Origin of the sequence: Paenibacillus sp. P22, from assembly GCF_000469945.2 — a bacterium.
GTDB classification, from domain to species: Bacteria; Bacillota; Bacilli; order Paenibacillales; family Paenibacillaceae; genus Paenibacillus_O; species Paenibacillus_O humicus.
On the sequence record NZ_CBRA020000006.1, the window covers coordinates 39,185 to 59,615 of the forward strand.

Consider the following 20,431-nt stretch of genomic DNA (forward strand, 5'->3'; position numbering starts at 1 on the left):
TTGCCGGCACCGGTTCTTGGCTCATGAACAGCGTATCGTAATATCTGGTCATAAAGTCCGTTATTCGTTTGGAAACGTATAAACGATAATGCTTTGATCCTTGTCGAACTTCCAGTCGAGGTACAGACCGTCGGGGCTGCGGCCCACCGCACGGTTCATGTCGACTTCCGTAAGCAGCATGGATTTTTCCAGCGAGCGCTTCGCTACGCGAAGCGCCGGCTCGTAGCCGGCCCGGAGCAATTCCTTCTCCAGCTTGATCAGAATGCCGGACCGGTACACGATCAACGTCCGGGGATTCGTCCAGAACGAGTAAAGCTTGTCAGGAAGCTTCTCTGCTTCTTCCGATATCCTTCTCACCGATTCGTGTATGTACGGCTTGCCCCTGTACTTCTCCTGATGCGCTTCGAATTTGGAGCTGTCCACCAAACCGACCATGATTCCGGAGTGGTTGTCCAGGTTCCAGTCGTAATACACATCCGTAATCTCCAGATCCAGCGACTCCAGAACGAGAGCCTTGAAATCCGGCAGAAGGAGATCCATTACGAGCTGGCGCATTTCCCTGACAGCCTCGTCCTTGTTCTGCTGCAGCATGATCTTCTCGACCACGCTGACGAACTGGCGAAAATGCATGGTCACGCATACTTCATTGCTTGAAACGAAAATCGATTCCGGACCTTTGCCGAAGCGGTCTCGGAGCAATTTGCCCATTTGGCTGGTCAATTGGGACAGAGCGGCACGGTTCTCCAACCTTTAGTCATCCTTTTAGCTAGTATCAAAAACGATTTTGAACTTGGACGTCGCCATTATAGCATATAATGCCATCGATAGATAGAGATGCTTATCGACAGAATGGCCGCCGGCAAACGGGCCCTGCTTATTTTGAAACCCGCTTGAAGACCTTGTTGATTTCATCAATGTTCGTGTTTAGACCAAATAAACCTATATATAATGATATTGATAGTGTGTAATTCAATCAATTACGAATAATTTCATTCAAAATCGTTGACACATACGCGCTTCTCGGTTACCATTTCACTTGTCGCCTTACCCGGCGCGTTCGTATATCCCCGATAATAAGGTTCGGGGGTCTCTACAAGGAACCTCAAATTCCTGGCTACGAACGGGATGCTTTCGCATACCCGTTTGCAGCCGGGATTTTTTGATGAAGCCGGGAGGATGATTAGGATGGGAAAATATGATGTGATCATCGTCGGAGCCGGACCCGCAGGCATCTTTGCCAGCTACGAGCTGACGCTGCAGCATCCGGGACTGAACGTTCTGCTTGTGGACAAAGGCCATGATATTTATCGCCGCAGCTGTCCCATACTGGAAGAAAAGATTCAGCTTTGCCCGCCGGCGGCAGGCAAAAAAGACTTCGCCGGCTGTCTGCCGGCCTGCTCCATTACAGCCGGCTTCGGCGGGGCGGGCGCATACAGCGACGGCAAATTCAACATTACGACCGAATTCGGAGGCTGGCTGACGGATTATCTCGCCCCTTCCAAAGTTCTGGAGCTGATCCGCTATGTGGACAGCATCAACCTCGAGCACGGAGCGACAGCGGCCATCACCGATCCTACGACGGATACGATCCGAAGCATCGAGCAGCGCGGCTATGCCGCCGGACTCAAGCTGCTGCGGGCGGAAGTGAGGCATCTGGGCACCGAGCAGAATCTGGACATCCTCAAGTCCATTTATGAATATTTGAAAACGCGCATCGAGATGTCGTTCAAGACCGAAGTCGAGGACATTGTCACCGAGAAACAGGATGGCGGACATCGCATTACGGGAATCGCGCTCAAAAACGGGACCACGCATGAGGCGGATCTCGTCATGATCGCTCCCGGCCGGGATGGTTCCGCCTGGCTCACGTCGGTGCTCAAGCGGCGCAGGCTCAAGATGTACAACAACCAGGTCGATGTCGGGGTCAGGGTCGAAACGTCCGATGTCGTCATGCGGGAAATCAACGAGCATCTGTACGAAGGAAAATTCGTCTTCAACACATCGGTCGGCACCCGGGTGCGCACGTTCTGCAGCAACCCTTCCGGACATGTCGTCGTCGAGAACCACAGCGGCGTCATGGCCGCCAACGGCCATTCCTACAAGGATCCGAGCCTCGGATCCCGGAATACCAACTTTGCGCTGCTCGTCTCCCATACGTTCACGGAGCCGTTCGACAAGCCGAACGAATATGCGAGGGAAATATGCAGGCGGGCCAACGATCTCTCGAGCGGCGGCGTCATCGTCCAGAAATACGGGGATATCATCCGCGGGCGCCGCTCGACGGCAAGCCGCATCTCCGAAGGGTTTCTGGAGCCGACCTTGAAGGAGGCCGTCCCCGGCGATCTCGGACTCGTGCTGCCTTACAACACGATGCGCAGCCTGATCGAGATGGTGGAAGCGCTGGAGAAAGTAACACCCGGCATTGCTTCGGAACACACGCTGTTCTACGGCGTCGAGGCGAAATTCTACTCCGCCAGGCCGAAGCTCGACACGAAGCTTGAGACGGAAATCCGCGGCCTGTACTGCGGCGGCGACGGCGCCGGCATTACGCGCGGACTGGCTCAGGCTGGCGCCGCAGGCGTCTGGATCGCCCGCTCCATGCTGGAGCGGATCGGTACGGCATCCGCTCCGGCTGCTGCGCTGTCCTGAATTCAATCAAAAAGGCAGACCGGATTATCCGGTCTGCCTTCCTTTTGCCTATCCAATTGCTGTCGTCTTTAACCGTCCGTCTGGACTCCGTCCGTTATGGATCGCTCCGCCTCGCTTTTCAATTGCTCCAGCTCCACCGAAACGTTCTCGATGATCCGGATGAACAGAGCCAGCTCCTCCGAGCTTGCGGCTTGTTCTCCGGCAGCCTGAGCCGTGTCCCTCGACATCGCCTGCACTTTGTGCAGCACCTCGCCGATCGATTCCACCTTCTCCTGAATCAGCTCAAGCGATTCCTTGGAATGCCGGGCAAGCTTGCGCACTTCCCCCGCGACGACTTCGAAGCCTCTACCCTGCTCGCCGGCCCGCGCCGCTTCGATAGCGGCGTTGAGACCGAGGAGATGCGTCCGGTCGGAAATGTCGCCCATGAGCGCGCCCATGGATTCGATGGAGCCGATCTGTTCGCCGAGCAAGCCGAGTTCGGCGTCGGTCTGCTCCTGCGACAGCACCGTCGCTCGGGCCAGCCTGTTGACTGCTGCCGTGCTGCGGCTTACCTGCTCCATTCCCGCCGCCAGCTGGCGGATCGCTTCGCTGACGCCCGTCAGAATATGGGACTGGCTGTCCAGCACTCTCTCCAGCTTGGCCTTCTCGTCCTTTTCATAGGCTTCGAGCACAAGCTGCGAATCGAGGTTGAACATCTTCGTCAAGGAATGGAGCACCGGCGTCCACTGTCCCGGAAGCTCGGCTGCCAGGTGGGAGGCGGCGAGATCCAAATAAATCATGTAAGCGCCCAGATACCACCGGGTCGTCAGCCCGATGCGGGAATGGATCTTGCCTACCAGGAGGCGGTTGTTGAAATAGGCTTCGTCGATCTTCCCATCCGTCATCGACAGGAAGTATGTCCTTTGCGTCGCCTTCAGCCTCTCCAGCGTGCTGTGGGCTTCAATGATCGCTCTCAGCTCGGGCTTCGCCGCGATCTGCCCATACAGCGAGTCTACGAGCCTGTCCACGATGTTCTCGAATACGGCCCTGCTGCCTTGAAGCAGATCCAGGTCTTCTTGCTTCAGCCCGATGAATTGTAGCTGGGCTTCTCTTTCCGGCGCAACGGCAATCATGTCCCCATCTCCTTGCCTCGTTAACCTAATCCTGACTTTATCGGCTGGTGCGTTGAAATAGTTTAGTGCCGCAGCAAATTGAAAACGCTCCCTCCTTTCTTGAGGCCCGCTTTCCGTCATGGTACGATATAGTAATCGACTGCATGCAACGGGAAGGAAGAAAACAAGTGAAAAGCAATCCGGTGGAATGGATCTTTTTCGACGTCGGCGAGACACTCGTGGATGAATCCGCGCCGATAGCCGATATTATCTCGCAGCTCATCCGCGCAGCCGGGCGCCGGGGCATCGCGGTATGCGAGCGGGACATCCGGGAAGCTTGGATGCAGGCCCATGAACGGTTCTCTCCGTTTCCGATGGCCGATATCCTGCTGCGGCTGTTCCCCGACGACGCGCTTCGCCAAGCGATCTGGAAGGAAATGAAATACCGCAAGGAGCTGGACAAGCCGTTCCCGGAGGCGAAGAGCCTCCTGCAGTCGCTCAGCGGGAGCTATCGGATCGGAGTCATCGCCAATCAGAGCGCCGGAACCGTCCATCGGTTGGAGTCTTACGGGCTCATGGAGCATATTGAAGCGGTATTCTCCTCCGCGGAGACGGGCCTGGTGAAGCCGGATCCGCGCCTGTATGAGCATGCCCTCCAAACGACGGGCTGTCCCGCCTGCAAAGCTTTAATGGTAGGAGACCGGATCGACAACGACATCGTTCCCGCGCGCCAGGTCGGCATGCATGCCCTATGGGTCCGCCAAGGCTTGGCTCTGCGCCAATTCAGCCCCTCTCCGTCTCTCCAGCCGAGCGGCACGATACCGTCCATCGGCGAAATGGCTCGCTGGCTCGAGCTATGGCAGCCTACGGATCCGACCCGCGCCTCCTGACGCGCATGGACAGCATAAAAAAAAACCGCCGATCGGCGGTTTTTTTGGACTTTCATTGGAGTCTATGGATGCTGCGGATGCCGGCCTAATCCTGAGCCTGGCTGTCCTGGGGACGATGAGGCGGCGCAGAAGCAGGCGTTGCCTCCTCCTCGTCATCGCCGGAATCGTCCATCTTTTTGAAGCCGTACACGAACAGTATAATCGTCCCGATCATGAGAAGTCCAAAGAAAATCAAATAAAGCGAGTCCGTCAAGGATGTATCCTCGCCGACATGCATGGGCAGCAGCTCCTTCCACCTTTAGCTTAGCTTGGAGCCGGGACATGCGTATGACTCTTTCGGGCTATAAATGTGACAATCAGCGGGCAATAGAACCCTTCACAGCCGCAACCTCATATCGGGAGACTTCCGTTTCCAGCACATAATCCGGCGGCGTCTTGCCGCGGCTCTCGCGGTGGCCTTGGATATGGACATCGCTTTTTTCCCAGCCCTTCCAAGCCTCTTCCGACTCCCATCGGATTTGGACGATGACTTCTTCCTCGCCCCGGCGAACAGCCTTCACAAGGACGCTCATATCAATGAATCCGTCCATTTCCTGTACCGGTCCCGGCTTGCTGAACCGCTCCACGATTTGTCCGGAGAAACCTTCCTTCACTTTGATCCGGCGTTGAATGACGAGCATGCGGCTTGTCCCCTTTCGATCGTCTCCATTCTGCTATCCATCCTCCTTATGATAATTGATAATAATTCTCATTGTCAATGAAAAAGGAATTGCAGCAAAGCTTCGGAACGATTAAAATATTCGGATGAATACTTTGCAGCCGAAATCAACTTTGTCGATTCTATTGCCCCTTGTCGTCGGTATGGCCGCCATTTCCTGCTCTCCCATACTTGTCCGTTATTCCAGTGCTCCCGTATCCGTTCAAGGGCTGTACCGGATGCTTTTCACCTTTTTATTGATGCTGCCTTTCGGCTGGAAACATCGCCATGCCTTCGCGTCGATCACTCTTCGGGACTGGGTGAAGCTGACCGTCGCAGGCTTCTTCCTGGCGCTGCATTTCCTGCTCTGGATGGCTTCCTTGTCCTACACCTCGATCGCAAGCTCTACGATTCTGCTCACTCTTGAGCCCGTATTTGTAGCCATAGGCGCTTACCTCGTCTTCAAGGACAGGCTGCGCCGCTCAGCGGTCATTGGCATGTCGGTATCGATTGCCGGAGCCATCCTGGTGAGCTCAGGCGACTTCGGCCTGTCGCAAAGCGCCTTTTTCGGAGATACGCTGTCCCTTCTCGGGACGGTCGCCGTTGCCGTGAACATGATTCTGGCCAAGCAGCTCATGGCGCGAATCCCATCTTACGTCTACAGCCTGATCGTATTCGGCATCACCGCGCTTTGCTTCGCTGTCTACAATGTGTTCGCAGGCATCCCGATGATGGGGTATGAATCACGGGAATGGGGACTGTTCCTGCTGCTCGCCATCATCCCGACCGTCTTCGGCCATATGATTTTCAACTGGCTGCTGCAATCGATCAAGGCGACGACGATCTCCATGGCCGTACTGGCCGAGCCGATCGGCGCCAGCCTTCTCGGCCTCCTGTTGTTCGGCGAGCTGATCACAGGGTTCCAGCTGATCGGCGGCGTATTCATGATTGCCGGCTTCATCCTCTATCTCAAGTCGGAGGAACGCCCTTCCGCCGCCAAGCAAGGAGATGCTGCTCTGGACACGACGAGCGGCGCCGTTTCCTGAGCCTGCCATGCTGCCAAGCCGAACAGGCCAGCCCCATTCCGGGCTGGCCTTTCTTTTATACGGTTCCGCCCGTCTTCCTGCTTATTCCTTCTCCAGCAGCTCCAGCATATGGAGGAAAGCCTCCTCCTCATCCTTCCCTTTGACGCGCAGCATGACGCGCGTACCGGAGCGGATCGGCAGCAGAAGCATGCCGAGCAGGCTTTTCACGTCCACGATGTTGATGCCGTCCCCATGAGCGAACTCTAGCTTGATGTCCGAACGGAAGCGGGCGGATTCCGAGGATAGCCGGGCAAGATCCTCGCGGGTAAAATCGGCAGCAATCACAAATTCATGAACTCGCATCCTGCATTGACCTTCTTTTCCTCGGGATAAAATCGAATCACCGCATGTGTACGTTATATTCGAAATGAGGAGCCGGGTTCCTGCTTGAAGCGCATTCACCAAAATAATGAATGGCCTTGGCGAGGTCGTAAGCGGACTTGCGTCCCTAATTGCTGCGGCATGTCTTAAATCGCCCGCAGTTGGGTAAAGAATACCTATATACGGGAGGCGATTGTGATGATGATGTCCCCATTCGAGGACAGGATGTATGCCGTGTTGTTCTACATCCTCGCCGCTGCGGTCGTAATCGGCGTCGGCGGGTGGATATATTGGCTGAGCAGGAAAGCGAAAAGGAAAAGCCGCTGACAAGACAAGCGGCAGCTCAAAGCGGGCTCGAAACAAAAGCCGGCCTCTTCAACGCCATTTGACAGGCGTTGAAGAGGCCGGCTTCATTCATTTATCCGGTTCGTTTTTCATGCTCGCCGAGAAAGCCGCGTTATAACATTTGCGGCAGACGGGCTTGTAGTCGTCGTTGCCTCCGATTTGAATCTGATTCCCTTCGTTCACGGGAACTCCGTCCAGGAAGCGGATCACCATCGTCGCCTTGCGGTCGCAATACCAGCAGATCGTCTTGATCTCCTCGATCTTGTCTGCTTGCGCAAGCAGATAATAGCTTCCCTCGAACAGCTGGTTGCGGAAATCGTTTTTGAGCCCGAATGCCATCACCGGCACATTCAGCTCGTCCACGACCCGGGTCAGCTGCAGGATATGCTCCTTCTTCAGAAACTGCGCCTCGTCGATGAGCACGCAGTAGATCGCCTTCGGCGCTCCCGCAGGCTGATGCCGCAGCACCTCCTCGAAGATGTCGGTTTCTTCGCGGACCGGGAGCGCCTTGCGCGTGAAGCCGACGCGGGACCCGACCTGCTCTTCTCCGCTGCGCGTATCCATGGCCGGAGAGAAGATCAGGACCGCTTTTCCCTGCTCCTCGTAATTATGGGCAACCTTGATGATCTCAAAGGACTTGCCGCTGTTCATCGTCCCGTATTTGTAATACAGCTGGGCCAAAACGGCTTCCCCCTCTTCAATCGATCCTTCTGCGCTGCCGGACGGCAGCTTCCTATTCCATCATGTAGGCGAGCAGCAGCGCGCCTGTATGGAGGATCGCATCCGCATGCGTGCGCTCCATCCCGTGGGAGGCATGGACGCCGGGGCCGATCAGCGCCGCCCGGATGTTCGCTCCGCCGCGCAGAGCGGCCGAGGCATCCGAGCCGTAGAACGGATAAATGTCGACCGCATGCGGAAGCTGCTCGCGCCGGGCGAGCTCGATCAGCCTGGAAGTCATGCCGTAGTCGTAAGGACCGGAGGAATCCTTGGCGCAAATGGATACGTCGAGCTCCGTTGCCGACAAATCGTCGCCGAGCGCGCCCATGTCGACCGCAATCATCTCGACGATGTCCGCCGGGATATGGGCGCTTCCGTGGCCGACTTCCTCGTAGGTCGAAATGAGGAAGGTAACGCTGCCTGACGGCTGGAGCCCTTCCCGCTTAAGCGCTTCGAGAATGCCGAACAGCGCTGCGACGCTGGCCTTGTCGTCCAGATGGCGGGACTTGACCCAGCCGTTGTCGAAGATGCGCACGCGCGGATCCCACGAGACGAAGTCGCCCGGCGCGATTCCGAGCGCAAGCGTGTCCTCCTTGCTGAACACCGACTCGTCGAGCCTGACCTCCATCGTCGCCTCTTCGCGCTTCTGGCTGCGGGCATCCGGATACACATGCACGGACGTCGCCGTCGACAGCACGGTGCCCTCGTACACCCGGCCGCTGCGGGTATGCACCTGGCAATACTCCCCTTCGACCGTATGCATCGCATAACCGCCGATCGGCGTCATGCGGAGCATGCCGTTGCCCTTGACGGAGCGGACCATCGCGCCAAGCGTATCGACATGGGCGGACAGCAGCAGCGGAGCCTTGCTTCCCGTTCCCTGAACGGTCAAGATGCCGTTCCCTTTAGGCGTCAATTCCATCTTGTAGCCGAGACGCTCCGCCTCCCGCTGGACCAGCGACATAATATTCATGCAGAAGCCGCTCGGGCTGGGCGTCTCCAGAAGCTTTTGCAAAAAATCAAGAATGTACGCTCGATCGAGCTTATCCTTCAGAACAGCCATTCCGACATTCCCCTCTCCAACTAAGCTTCATCATCCTGAATCCTTCGACATTGTACCATATTTTGCTTGGCCGGACCGCCGTCCAAGGCGGCTGCAGCGCAGCACGGAAAAGTCCCTTCCGGCCAGCCGTCCATGCAGGCTGATCGAAAGGGACATGACGGCCGCGGCTTGTCGGCGCAGCCGGCGGCATGAATCCTGAATCGCTTATTCGGTTACGATTCCCCGGACCAGCACAGGCGCCTTGGCGCTGCCCGCAACGCGAATCGCTTTGTACAGGCGCTCCTTGACCTCTGCGACGTCCTCGCTGGAAGCATGGATCGTAACGAGGGAGTCTCCCGCTTTGACGGCGTCGCCGACTTTTTTGTTCAGCACGAGGCCCACCGACAGATCGATTTCGGATTCCTTCGTCGCGCGGCCGGCTCCGAGAATCATCGCGGCCGTGCCGACGGCGTCAGCCGTAATTTCGGCGACAAATCCGTCCTCCTTGGACGGCAGCTCGATGCGGTACGGCGCCTGCGGCAGAAGCTCCGGATTGTCGGCGACGGCAGGATTTCCGCCTTGGTTGGCGATGAACTCCTTGAACTTGTCAAGCGCCGCGCCGCTCGCGATAAGAGCGCGCAGCTTGTCCTCCGCTTCCTCGAGCGATGCCGCCTTGCCGCCGAGATAGACCATCTGGCGTCCGAGAGCGAGGCACAGGTCCAGCAGATCGGCCGGTCCTTCGCCTCGCAGCGTATCGATCGCTTCCTTCACTTCAAGCGCGTTGCCGATCGCAAGGCCGAGCGGCTGGCTCATGTCGGAGATGACGGCCATCGTCTTGCGGCCGACTTCGTTGCCGATGGCGACCATCGCCTCCGCCAGCTCCCTCGCATCCTTCTCATCCTTCATGAATGCGCCGGCGCCGGTCTTCACGTCGAGGACGATCGCATCGGCTCCGGCCGCGATCTTCTTGCTCATGATGGAGCTCGCGATCAGCGGGATGGAATCGACCGTAGCCGTGACGTCCCTGAGAGCGTACAGCTTCTTGTCGGCCGGCGTCAGATTGCCGCTCTGGCCGATGATGGCGATGCCATGCTCGTTGACGAGACGGGTGAAATCTTCCTTGGTCAGCTCTACATGGAAACCCTCCACCGCCTCGAGCTTGTCGATCGTGCCGCCCGTATGGCCGAGCCCGCGCCCCGACATCTTCGCCACCGGCACGCCGGCAGCGGCAACGAGAGGAGCAAGTACGAGCGTCGTCGTATCGCCGACGCTCCCGTCGAATGCTTGTCGACCTTGATGCCCTCGATATCCGACAGGTCGATGGAATCGCCGGAACGGACCATCGCCATCGTCAGATCCGCCCTCTCGCGTCTGGACATGTCGCGGAAGAAGATCGCCATCGCCCAGGCGCTGATCTGATAATCGGGTATATCCCCGTTCGTATAGCCTTGGATGATGAAGGCGATTTCCTCTTCGCTCAATTCATGTCCGTCGCGCTTTTTCTCGATCAAGTCCACCATTCTCATGAACGAAGACCATCCCTTCAATAGTTAATGTCGTAAATGATATATACGATTAATTCTCATCCCATGCCCCTACAGAGCCTATCCGCCCATTTTTAATGACGCTAATCGATTTGCCGGAATCCGGAAGCTTCTGTCGAAATTTAACGGCATCAATGATGCGGCCCTGCAGCTACTTCGGATCGATCGACACGGCGGTATCGAGAGCGGCTGCCATCATGTCGTTGAAGGTCGATTGGCGCTCTTCTGCCGTCGTTTCCTCTCCGGTAAGCAGATGGTCGCTGACGGTAAGCACGGTCAGCGCCTTGACGCCGTGGCGGGCGGCGATCGTGTACAGCGCCGTCGTCTCCATCTCCACTCCGAGCACGCCATGATCCATCAGGCGCTGAACTGCGGAGGTGTCTTCCTTGTAGAAGACATCGGTGCTGAAGATGTTGCCGACATGGACTTTCATGCCGGCTGCAGATGTCAGCTCATGGGCTTTGCTCAGCAGCTGGAAGTCCGCGATCGGGGCATAGTCGTAGCCGAGGAATTGATGGCGGTTCATGCTGGAGTCGGTGCATGACGCTTGAGCGAGAATGACGTCCCTCACCCGGACATGCTGCTGCATCGCTCCGCAGGTGCCGACCCGGATCAGGTTCTTGACGCCGTAGCTGCGGATCAGCTCCTGGGCGTAGATGCTGATGGACGGCAGCCCCATGCCCGAGCCCTGCACGGAGACGCGCTGTCCTTTGTACATGCCCGTATAGCCCAGCATTCCGCGGACTTCATTGTAAAGCTCCACCTCGGACAAATACGTTTCAGCGATATATTTGGCTCTCAGCGGGTCTCCGGGCAGAAGCACCGTCTCCGCGATCTGGCCTTCCTTGGCTCCGATATGTACGCTCATGCTCATTTCTCCTTTGCATTGTCGGTCTGAAAAACGAAAGCGGGAGAGCTACTGCAGCTCCCCCAGGAAGCTATGGCCGTGCTCGGGAGCCTTCACCTTGAAGTTGTCGGCGATCGTAGCCCCTACGTCAGCAAAAGTCGTCCTGAGCGGCAGAGCGCTGACGCGGCCTTGGAAACGCGGGGAATAGACCAGCAGCGGCACGTATTCGCGCGTATGGTCGGTGCCGATATAGGTCGGATCATTCCCGTGATCCGCCGTAATGACAAGCAGATCGTCCTCGCCAAGCTTCCCGATCACTTCAGGCAGGCGAGCATCGTACTCCTGCAGAGCCTCTCCATACCCCTGCGGGTCGCGCCTGTGCCCGTACAGGGCATCGAAATCGACCAGGTTGAGGAAGCTCATGCCGGTGAAATCCTCGCCGCACACTTCGGCCAGCCTGTCCATCCCTTCCATATTGCTCGCGGTGCGGATAGAGCGGGTTACGCCTTCGCCGTCGAATATATCGGAAATCTTGCCGATTGCGACAACGTCAAGCCCGGCCTCCTGGAGAGTATTCATGACGGTCGGCTGGAACGGCTTGAGGGCATAATCATGCCGTCCGGCCGTTCTCTTGAACGTCCCCGGCTCGCCGATGAACGGGCGGGCGATGATCCGTCCGAGCATATATGGGTCCTCGAGCGTGATTTCGCGGCAGAATTCGCAGATGTCGTACAGCTCCTTCAGCGGCACGATCTCCTCGTGCGCAGCGATCTGCAGCACCGAGTCAGCCGATGTATACACGATCAACGCTCCGGTGCGCATATGCTCCTCGCCCAGTTCGTCGATGATTTCCGTTCCGCTGGCCGGCTTGTTGCCGATGACCTTGCGGCCGGTATGCTCCTCGATCCGCTGGATCAGCTCCTGCGGGAATCCATGCTCGAATACGCGGAAAGGCGTATCGATGCGCAGCCCCATCATCTCCCAGTGGCCCGTCATCGTGTCCTTGCCGCTGGAGGCTTCCTGCATGAGGCCGTAATAGGCCTGCGGAGCCGTCGCCGGCTCGACTCCGAGAATCGGAGCGATGTTGGACAACCCCAGCTTCTCCATGTTGGGCATCGAGAGCCCGCCCATATGATCGGCTATATGTCCCAAAGTGTTGACGCCATGATCTCCGAAATCGGCTGAATCCGGAGCTTCTCCGATGCCGACGGAGTCCATGACGATGACATGAATGCGTTTGAATGGCTGCATTTGGGCCCTTCCTTTCTGAATTCCATAAGTAAGCGGACGATCGAACCGGATGCTGTTGGGCCGGTAGAATGGCCGGCAGACGCCGCGTCTCGGGAGCCGCTTCTTCCATCATAGCCCGAGGCAGGCTTCGCGGCAAATGCCGGCGCGAAGCCGCTGCGCGCGCAAAATCAAAAGCCGGAAAAACCTTCCGGTTCTTCCGGCTTCATGGAAGCCTTGCTTCGGATCGAGCTCCTCAGTAAGCAGCGGTGGATTGGCCGCCCTGCATGATCTTGACGCCGGAGCTTGCTCCGATTCGGGTCGCGCCTGCGGACACCATCCGCTGCATGTCCTCGAGGCTGCGGACGCCGCCCGATGCCTTGACGCCCAGGTCCGGACCGACCGTGCGGCGCATCAGCGCCACGTCCTCCGGAGTGGCGCCGCCCGTAGAGAAGCCTGTAGACGTCTTCACGAAGTCGGCTCCGGCGCGCACGGCAGCCTCGCAGGCGCGGACTTTCTCCTCATCCGTCAGCAGGCAGGTCTCGATAATGACCTTGACAACAGCTTTGCCCGCAGCCGCCTCGACGACAGCGCGGATGTCGGCCTCGACAAGCGCGTCGTCTCCGCCTTTGAGAGCGCCGACATTGACGACCATGTCGATTTCTCCGGCGCCGTTGGCGATTGCGTCCGTCGTTTCAAAAGCCTTCGCCTCTTTTGTCGACGCCCCGAGCGGGAAGCCGATCACCGTGCATACCTTCACGTCCGTTCCGCCAAGCTGCGCCGCCGCAAGCTCTACCCATGCCGGGTTCACGCAGACCGAAGCGAAGCCGTATTGCTTCGCCTCCTCCGTCAGCTTGAGGATCTCTTCCTTGACCGCGTCCGCGCGAAGCAGCGTGTGGTCGATCATGCCTGCCAATTGCTTATGCTCCATGTGCTCATCATCCCCTAATTATGCATGCTGCCTTCATCATATCACCGCTCTGAACAATTGTAAAACGGTAGATAAGCATTTGTTCAACCGGTTTCCTATCCCTAGAATGCCATAAAAAGCCTGCCGATTATTCGGCAGGCTTCTCGGTTTTTCCATCTTCTCTCATTACGAATTTCGGATTGCACGCCCCGGTCTGGCCGATGCAGCTTGCAAGCTGCGGCAGCCTGCACATTTCTCCTATCGATTCGATCGTCCCCAGCCGCCTATAACTCCGCCGCATGAATCTGAAGGATGACCAGATTGGCGACGTATTTGCGGGCATCGGCCGATTGCAGCCGGATGAGGCAAGGGGCAGAAGCATGCCGGCCGGAACCGGCGACCGGAGCGGAGAAGCGGACGACAGTTCCGTCCAAATCCTCGCGGACGTCCAGGATGCTCCGCTCTTCCTCCAGCAGCCGGTCCAGCAGCCGCTTCTCTTCCCATGCGGATTCGCAGGCGCTCATCCCCCCCTCCCCCCCGCAGAAGCTTCCGGTACGGATATCGGCGTCCTTGCACCGAATCTGGCTCTCGGCACGTACCGTCCGCGGCCGGCTTGACCGACGAACTCGCCGTCGCGAACGACGAACTGTCCGCGCAGAAGCACCGATACCGGCTTCCCCGTCGCCTCCATCCCTTCAAAGGCGCTGTAATCGACTTTAAGATGATGGGAATCCGCCGATAAAATCCGTTTGGCGGACGGGTCGAACAGGACGAGATCGGCATCGCTCCCTACCGCTATCGTGCCTTTGCGCGGAAACAGCCCGAACAGCTTGGCGCTTGCCGTCGATACGAGGTCGACGAACTGATGGATCGTGATTCTCCCCTTCTCCACGCCCTCGGAATAGAGAAGAGTGAACCGGTCCTCGATCGTAGGGCCGCCGTTCGGTATTTTGGAGAAATCGCCGCGTCCCAGCTCCTTTTGTCCTTTGAAATGAAAGGAGCATTGATCCGACCCGACCGTCTGCAGCGTTCCGCTGGACAAGGCGTCCCACAAAACCTGCTGATGCTCCCGTTCCCGCAGCGGCGGAGACCAGACGTATTTGGCTCCTTCGAAATCCGGCTTTTCCAGGCTGGAGATGTCCAGAGTCAAATACTGGGGGCAGGTCTCGCCGTATACCGCCAGTCCCCTCGCCCTGGCCTCCCCGATGCGCTGAACCGCCTGCGCGCAGGTGACGTGGACGACATAGAGGGAGCTCCCGCAAGCCCCGCCAGCTCCGCGGCCCGCCCGGTCGCCTCTCCTTCCAGCTCGGGAGGACGGGTAAGGGCATGATGGATCGGATCGGTGTCGCCCCGCGCCAGCGCCTGCTCGACGAGAAAGTCGATGACGTCCCCGTTCTCGGCATGGACCATGACGAGCGCTCCTTCCTCCCTGGCAAGCTGCAGCGTCCGGAACATCGTTCCGTCATCCACCTGAAAGACGTCCTTGTAGGCCATGAACACCTTGAGAGAGGTAATGCCTTCCCTCCCGATAATTTCCGGCAGCTCCCTCAGCGCCTGCTCTCCGGCATCCGCCACCATGAGATGGAATCCGTAATCGACGGCCGCTTTGCCGGCCGCTTTGGCATGCCAGGTCCGCACCGCCTCGGACAGCGGTTCGCCCCGTTTGGTCAGGCAAAAATCGAGCACCGTCGTCGTGCCTCCGAATGCGGCCGCAATCGTGCCGCTCTCGAAGTCGTCCGCGGTGACGGTGCCGCCGAACGGCATGTCCAGATGGGTGTGGGGATCGATTCCACCCGGAAATACATACAAGCCTGCCGCATCGATGATTTCGGCTCCGGCAGCATCGAGGCGGCTGCCGATCGCCGCCACGATGCCGTTCTCGATCCGAATATCGGCTTGGTACATATCGCTTGCCGTCACAATCGTCCCGCCGACAATCACTTTCGTTGAGCTCATCGTCATACCGCCTCCATCTCGGCCGAATCGGCATTCAGCTTCTCCAGCGCCCGCTGGCGTTCATTCCACGTAAGGGGCGCGGCTCCCGGCAGCTCCACCATCTCGATCGCGCCGTCGGCCGGGCAGACGATCGAGCAGAGGTTGCAGCCGACGCAATCCTCTTCCCTCACCTGCAGGAACGGCTTGCCGCCGCTTCCTGTCAGCATGTCGATGCATTGATGCGAAGCGTCCTCGCAGGCGATATGGCATTTGTTGCAGTTGATGCAGGCCGCCGTATCGATCCGCGCGACGACTCTGTAGTTGAGATCCAGATCGCCCCAGTCTCCGTAGCGGCCGACGCTGCGGCCGGTCAGCTCGCTCGCCGCTGCCAGCCCCTTGTCGTCCAGATACCGGTTCAGGCCGTCGATCATGTCCCCGACGATCCGAAAGCCGTGGTGCATCGCCGCCGTGCATACCTGCACGCCCGAAGCGCCCATCAGCATGAACTCGACCGCATCCTGCCAGGAGGAGATCCCCCCGATGCCGGAGATCGGCACGCCTATCTCGGAATCCCGGGCGCATTCCGCCACCATGTTCAAGGCGATCGGCTTCACGGCCGGACCGCAGTAGCCTCCATGCGCTCCCAGGCCGCCGACATGGGGAACGGTGTTCCACGTATCGAGGTCGACTCCGGCCAAGCTGTTGATCGTGTTGATCAGGCTGACCGCGTCCGCGCCGCCAAGTACCGCATGGCGGGCCGTTATCCTGACGTCCGTAATGTTAGGGGTCAGCTTCACGATCACCGGCGTCGAGGCGGCTTCCTTGGCCCACAGCGTCTGCATCTCGACGAGATCCGGCTGCTGCCCCGATGCCGCGCCCATGCCGCGCTCCGCCATTCCGTGCGGACAGCCGAAGTTGAGCTCCAGTCCATCCACTCCCGCATCCTCGACGCGCTTCACGATCTCATGCCACTTCTCCCGCTTCGGCTCGACCATCAGCGAGGCGACCACAGCGTGCTTCGGATAAAGCCTTTTCGTTTCCCTGATTTCCCGCAGATTCACTTCCAGCGGCCTGTCGGAAATCAGCTCGATATTGTTGAAGCCGGCCACGCGCCTCCCGCCGTAGTGGACGGCCGCGAAGCGGGAGGACGTATTGATGATCGGCTCGCCGAGCGTTTTCCAGACCGCTCCTCCCCAGCCGGCTTCAAACGCTCTCTGCACCTGATACCCTGTATTGGTAGGCGGAGCGGACGCCAGCCAGAACGGGTTCGGCGATGTGATTCCCGCCATGGAAATCGATAAATCGGCCATGCCTTCGCCTCCTGTCGGTGGACCTGGGACGGTCCCTAGTCATCTGCCGGCCTTGCTGTCTTCTGGCAGCCTCGCTGTCTTCTGGCAGCCTCGCAGTCTTCTGACGGCGCTGCTGTCATCCGGCCGCAGCTTCCGTCCCCCCCGCCAGAGCGGAGGCGATCGCCGCGGCGGCCCGCTTGCCCTGCTCCGCCGCCGAGACGACGGTCGCTTCCCCGGATCCGGAGCCGTGGATCATATCCCCTGCCGCATAGACCCGCGGATGAGAAGTTCTCCCGGTGAGGGGGTCGACCTCCGGAATTCCGCGTTCATGGCGAAGGCCGAACTGCTCCGAAAGGGAGATCAGCCTTTGCTGTCCCGTAGCCAAAATGACCGCATCCGCTGCCATGCGGAACTCCGAGGAAGGAAGCGGAACCGGAATTTTCCGGCCGTCCCGTCCCCGCTCCCCGGTCAGCTCCAGCCGCACGCAATCCAGTCCGGCGACTCCTCCCGAACCGTCGCCGGCAATGCCGACCGGTAGGGTGAGCCAGCGGAATTCCACTCCCTCCCGCTTGGCGAACTCGTATTCGAACGGATAAGCCGTCATCTCCGTTTGCGTCCGCCGATAGACGATGCGGACGGAAGCCGCGCCGAGCCTCAGCGCGCTCGTCGCCGCATCGACGGCCGTATTGCCGGCTCCGATGACGGCGACCCGCGCTCCTTCCAGCCTCGAGGGGATGCGGCCCGATTTCGTCGTCTCGATGAGGCGGATCGCGTCGTAGACGCCATCCAGCTCCTCTCCCGGCAGTCCGAGCGGAGGCACATATCCCATGCCTGCCGCAAGCAGAACCGCGTCGTACCCGCCCAGCAGCTCTTGCGCGCTCACCGAGCCGCCGATGCGGACGCCGGTGCGGATCTCGACGCCAAGCCCCTCGATCTGGGAAATTTCCCAGCGGGGCACATGAGGCGGGAGGCGGAAGGAGACGATTCCGGAATGCCCGAGCCCTCCCGCCTCGGCCTTGGCTTCATAGACGACAACCTTGAAGCCGCCTCTCGCGAGCTCGCGGGCGGCCGACAGTCCCGCCGGGCCGCTGCCGACGACAGCGACGCTGCGTCCATTGGGCTCGCCGGCCTGGAACAGCTGGCGTCCGCTCGCGGCGGCATCGTCCGTAGCATAGCGCTGCAGCCTGCCGATCATGATCGGCGCGGACGGGCCGCCGAGCACGCAGGCCCCTTCGCAGAGCAGCTCCGTCGGACAGACGCGCGCGCAGCTCGCTCCCAAGGGATTGGCGTCCAGGATTGTATAAGCGGCACCGGCCGTATTGCCCGTTGCGATGCGCTTGATGAAGGCAGGCACGTCGATGCCGGTCGGACAGGCCCGGATGCAGGGCGCATCATAGCAGTACAGGCAGCGGTTGGATTCTTCCATAGCGGCGGCGCGGCTTAGCGGCAGCGTCAGCTCGGCGAATGGGCCGCCCGCCTCCTCAAAGCTTCTCAGCTTGTCGATTCCCATCGCGCCGTCCTCCTTCCCCGTACGGCGGCCGGGCCGCCAGGCGCATGAGCGTCCGGGCCAGCAGCTCCGTGCCTGCCGCGATATCCTCCGGGCTCGAATATTCAAGCGGATTATGGCTGATTCCATCGCGCGAGCGGATGAAGATCATGGCGTACGGGCACACATGGGACATCGCAAGCGCATCGTGGAACGGACCGCTCATCAGCTCCGGCAGCGGCAGGCCCGCTTCGGCCGCCGCTTCCCTGACGGCAGCCATCAAGTCCGGATCGCAATAGCGGGGCTCGCTGTCCGTATCGACGACAAGGTCCCATTCCAAGCCGTTGTCGGCCGCCTTGTCCGCGATGAGAAGGCGGAGCCGACGCTCCAGCCTGCCGCGCCTCGACATGTCCATATCCCTCAGGTCGACCGTGAACCGGACCCTCTCCGGAATGACGTTGCGGGAATTCGGATAGACATGTAGCGAGCCGACCGTGCCCACGGCCGGCGAGCCCTCCTCGCCGCGAAGAAGGTCCTGCAGCCCGGCAATGACCGCCGCCGCTCCCGCCAGCGCGTCCCGGCGCATCGCCATCGGCACGGAGCCTGCGTGGCCGGCGAATCCCCGCAGCTCGACGGTCCACCAGAGCGGACCCGAGATGCCGGTGACGAGTCCGCATGATGCGTTCAGGGACTCCAGCACGGGTCCCTGCTCGATGTGCAGCTCCAGATAGGCCTTGACGGCGCCCGGAGAGCAGGCATCTTCCGCGAAGCGGCCTGGGTCCCCGCCGAATGTCAGCAGCGCCTCGCGCCTCGTGACGCCTTGAGCGTCCGTTCGGTCAAGTTCCCCCTCCTCCAGCCTGCCGGCAAGTCCTCTCGATCCGAACAAGCCCTTGTCGAACCTGCAGCCTTCCTCGTCGGAAAAGACGGCCACCTCGACGGGGCCTTGAGGCGGCTCTCCCGAATCGCGCAGGAGCTGCACCGCTTCGATCGCGCCGACCACCCCTGCGACGCCGTCATAAAGACCCGCATTCGGCTGCGTATCGATATGCGATCCCAGCATGAGGACAGGGCCGTCTTCCTTGCCTTCCATCCTCCCGATCAAGTTTCCGAAGGCGTCGACCCGAGCTTTCATCCCCGCCTCCTCCATCCAGCTCCGTACGGTTTCCCGCGCCTGCGCATCAAGAGCGCTCATGGCCGGCCGGCTGGCCGAGGTGGCGCCTATCGCTCCGATCCGCCCCAGACTGGCAATTCTCGAACGCAGTCGTTCAATCGATACGGCTGCTCCGGCTTCCTTCATTGGGCTTCCTCCCTCGAAGCGTAATGTAAGGTTACATATCGTATCATACTCAATTTTCCGAATTTTTTGAATATTTATTTTCCAATTCCCTCTTTTGATGTAAGATAATCTTACTTCTTCTCCTTTCCTCTTTCGATCATCCGTGCCTGCATGTCCGTTTCCCCTACAGAGACAGCTACAGAAATCGGAAGCTAATAATCGAACCAGCAATAAGGAGGATGCTTATGCCGGTCCAACGCCCTCTTACCGTCCGCGATACGCTTCTCAGTCCCCACTTTGCCCAAGCCTTGGTGGCAGCCGGCTCCAGCGGCCTGGATCGGGAGATCCGCTGGGTCCACATTCTGGAAATATCCGAAGCCGATGAGCTTCTGCACGGCGGAGAAATGATTCTGACGACCGGGGTCGGATTTCGGGGAGAGGCGGCCGAACGCCGCCGCTTCCTGGCTACGCTGATCCGCCGCGGAGCCGCGTGCCTGTGCATCGAGCTTGGCCCCTATATGGCATGCCTTCCCGAGGAATGGATTGTGCAAGCTGAAGAAGCCGGCTTCCCGCTCATCGTTTTTTCCGGCAAAGTGCGCTACGTCGATATCACTCATGATTTTCACCGCCTCATCCTCGGGCTTCAGAGCGGCAGCCGCAGGCAGCTGCCGCATGCCCGGGAGCGTCCGGACAAGGAGAGAATCGGCTGGCTGCTGCAAGCCAAAGAGTACGGACCCGGTAACGAGGCTTGGCGGAGCGATCCGCTGCTGCAGCCTTTCGAGCGGCTGCCGTGCCGCACGGTGCTGCTCGAGCTCGGAGCGGGCACCGGCCGCCGCCGCGATACGGCCGCTCTCCTCCCCGGAGCTGCCGGCTGCATCACCGAGGCCGCTTATCTGCTGAAGCGCGAGCTGGAACGGACCGGCTCGCCTTGTCTTGCGGACGGCGACGGCGCGCGCATCACCCTCGTCATCGCCGATGCCTCGGCTGCCGAGACATGCCGCCGCCTTCTCGAAAACGCGCTGCTGCGGCTGGCCGAATGGCAGCCGCGGGCTGCGGGGGCAGGCGAAGCCCTGGCCGGCC

Annotated in this window: 19 protein-coding genes, 2 pseudogenes and 1 riboswitch; of the genes and pseudogenes, 5 read left to right on the forward strand and 16 right to left on the reverse strand. The window is 59.8% G+C overall.

The window, feature by feature from the left end:
• Positions 1-60 precede the first annotated feature (60 nt).
• Positions 61-747: a Na-translocating system protein MpsC family protein gene (locus BN871_RS01925; protein WP_021880766.1), complete on the reverse strand. Its 687-nt coding sequence runs from the start codon at positions 745-747 to the stop codon at positions 61-63.
• Positions 748-1,037: 290 nt separating this feature from the next.
• Positions 1,038-1,137, forward strand: a riboswitch (purine riboswitch).
• Positions 1,138-1,185: 48 nt separating this feature from the next.
• Here BN871_RS01925 and BN871_RS01930 point away from each other — a divergent pair.
• On the forward strand, positions 1,186-2,649 hold the full coding sequence (locus BN871_RS01930) for an NAD(P)/FAD-dependent oxidoreductase (RefSeq protein ID WP_048744097.1): 1,464 nt from the start codon (positions 1,186-1,188) through the stop codon (positions 2,647-2,649).
• Between the two features lie 68 nt (positions 2,650-2,717).
• On the opposite strand, the gene BN871_RS29550 is transcribed toward BN871_RS01930, so the two are convergent.
• Entirely contained in the window at positions 2,718-3,761 is a 1,044-nt protein-coding gene (locus tag BN871_RS29550; RefSeq protein WP_048744098.1) for a globin-coupled sensor protein, read from the reverse strand.
• 167 nt (positions 3,762-3,928) lie between these two features.
• On the opposite strand from BN871_RS29550, the gene BN871_RS01940 reads away from it, so the two are divergent.
• Positions 3,929-4,630 (forward strand): HAD family hydrolase, encoded by a 702-nt coding sequence (locus BN871_RS01940; protein ID WP_048744100.1) that lies wholly within the window; start codon positions 3,929-3,931, stop codon positions 4,628-4,630.
• Positions 4,631-4,715: 85 nt separating this feature from the next.
• Here BN871_RS01940 and BN871_RS01945 read toward each other — a convergent pair whose 3' ends face one another.
• Together BN871_RS01945 and BN871_RS01950 are read right to left on the reverse strand one after the other, a co-directional pair.
• Positions 4,716-4,907 (reverse strand): hypothetical protein, encoded by a 192-nt coding sequence (locus BN871_RS01945; RefSeq protein ID WP_021881875.1) that lies wholly within the window; start codon positions 4,905-4,907, stop codon positions 4,716-4,718.
• Between the two features lie 79 nt (positions 4,908-4,986).
• Complete coding sequence (locus tag BN871_RS01950) at positions 4,987-5,310, reverse strand: antibiotic biosynthesis monooxygenase (RefSeq protein ID WP_021881876.1); 324 nt, start codon at positions 5,308-5,310, stop codon at positions 4,987-4,989.
• Between the two features lie 124 nt (positions 5,311-5,434).
• Here BN871_RS01950 and BN871_RS01955 point away from each other — a divergent pair, with 124 nt between their 5' ends.
• Complete coding sequence (locus BN871_RS01955) at positions 5,435-6,373, forward strand: DMT family transporter (protein WP_048744104.1); 939 nt, start codon at positions 5,435-5,437, stop codon at positions 6,371-6,373.
• An 81-nt stretch (positions 6,374-6,454) separates the two neighbouring features.
• On the opposite strand, the gene BN871_RS01960 is transcribed toward BN871_RS01955, so the two are convergent.
• Positions 6,455-6,715 (reverse strand): HPr family phosphocarrier protein, encoded by a 261-nt coding sequence (locus BN871_RS01960; protein WP_021881878.1) that lies wholly within the window; start codon positions 6,713-6,715, stop codon positions 6,455-6,457.
• Between the two features lie 216 nt (positions 6,716-6,931).
• Between BN871_RS01960 and BN871_RS29555 the strand changes: the two genes are divergently transcribed.
• Positions 6,932-7,060 (forward strand): hypothetical protein, encoded by a 129-nt coding sequence (locus tag BN871_RS29555; RefSeq protein ID WP_021881879.1) that lies wholly within the window; start codon positions 6,932-6,934, stop codon positions 7,058-7,060.
• Positions 7,061-7,147: 87 nt separating this feature from the next.
• Here BN871_RS29555 and BN871_RS01965 read toward each other — a convergent pair whose 3' ends face one another.
• From BN871_RS01965 to BN871_RS02015, 11 genes and pseudogenes are all read right to left on the reverse strand, one after another.
• Positions 7,148-7,759 carry a thymidine kinase gene (locus BN871_RS01965; RefSeq protein WP_048744107.1) on the reverse strand — a complete coding sequence of 204 codons (612 nt, stop codon included), beginning with the start codon at positions 7,757-7,759 and terminating at the stop codon, positions 7,148-7,150.
• A gap of 52 nt (positions 7,760-7,811) precedes the next feature.
• On the reverse strand, positions 7,812-8,858 hold the full coding sequence (locus BN871_RS01970; protein ID WP_021880775.1) for a M42 family metallopeptidase: 1,047 nt from the start codon (positions 8,856-8,858) through the stop codon (positions 7,812-7,814).
• 204 nt (positions 8,859-9,062) lie between these two features.
• Positions 9,063-10,363, reverse strand: a pseudogene (locus BN871_RS01975) (pyrimidine-nucleoside phosphorylase).
• A 169-nt stretch (positions 10,364-10,532) separates the two neighbouring features.
• A complete protein-coding gene (gene deoD / locus BN871_RS01980) occupies positions 10,533-11,249 on the reverse strand; it encodes a purine-nucleoside phosphorylase (protein WP_048744110.1) in 717 nt (238 codons plus the stop codon).
• Positions 11,250-11,297: 48 nt separating this feature from the next.
• Entirely contained in the window at positions 11,298-12,479 is a 1,182-nt protein-coding gene (deoB, locus tag BN871_RS01985; protein ID WP_048744112.1) for a phosphopentomutase, read from the reverse strand.
• A gap of 232 nt (positions 12,480-12,711) precedes the next feature.
• Positions 12,712-13,386: a deoxyribose-phosphate aldolase gene (gene deoC, locus BN871_RS01990; protein WP_021880780.1), complete on the reverse strand. Its 675-nt coding sequence runs from the start codon at positions 13,384-13,386 to the stop codon at positions 12,712-12,714.
• A gap of 263 nt (positions 13,387-13,649) precedes the next feature.
• Complete coding sequence (locus BN871_RS01995) at positions 13,650-13,889, reverse strand: hypothetical protein (RefSeq protein WP_021880781.1); 240 nt, start codon at positions 13,887-13,889, stop codon at positions 13,650-13,652.
• Positions 13,886-15,321 (reverse strand): annotated as a pseudogene (gene hydA / locus BN871_RS02000) (dihydropyrimidinase). Before hydA ends, BN871_RS01995 begins: the two are co-directional and overlap by 4 nt.
• A 2-nt stretch (positions 15,322-15,323) precedes the next feature.
• The gene (preA, locus tag BN871_RS02005; protein WP_021880783.1) at positions 15,324-16,610 is read right to left on the reverse strand and encodes an NAD-dependent dihydropyrimidine dehydrogenase subunit PreA; all 1,287 of its coding nucleotides are present in this window, start codon (positions 16,608-16,610) and stop codon (positions 15,324-15,326) included.
• Positions 16,611-16,725: 115 nt separating this feature from the next.
• Positions 16,726-18,099: an NAD(P)-dependent oxidoreductase gene (locus BN871_RS02010; protein WP_048744118.1), complete on the reverse strand. Its 1,374-nt coding sequence runs from the start codon at positions 18,097-18,099 to the stop codon at positions 16,726-16,728.
• A complete protein-coding gene (locus tag BN871_RS02015; RefSeq protein ID WP_048744120.1) occupies positions 18,071-19,372 on the reverse strand; it encodes a Zn-dependent hydrolase in 1,302 nt (433 codons plus the stop codon). Before BN871_RS02015 ends, BN871_RS02010 begins: the two co-directional genes overlap by 29 nt.
• 224 nt (positions 19,373-19,596) lie before the next feature.
• Here BN871_RS02015 and BN871_RS02020 point away from each other — a divergent pair.
• On the forward strand, positions 19,597-20,431 hold an 835-nt coding region (locus tag BN871_RS02020; RefSeq protein ID WP_048744122.1), incomplete at its 3' end, for a PucR family transcriptional regulator ligand-binding domain-containing protein.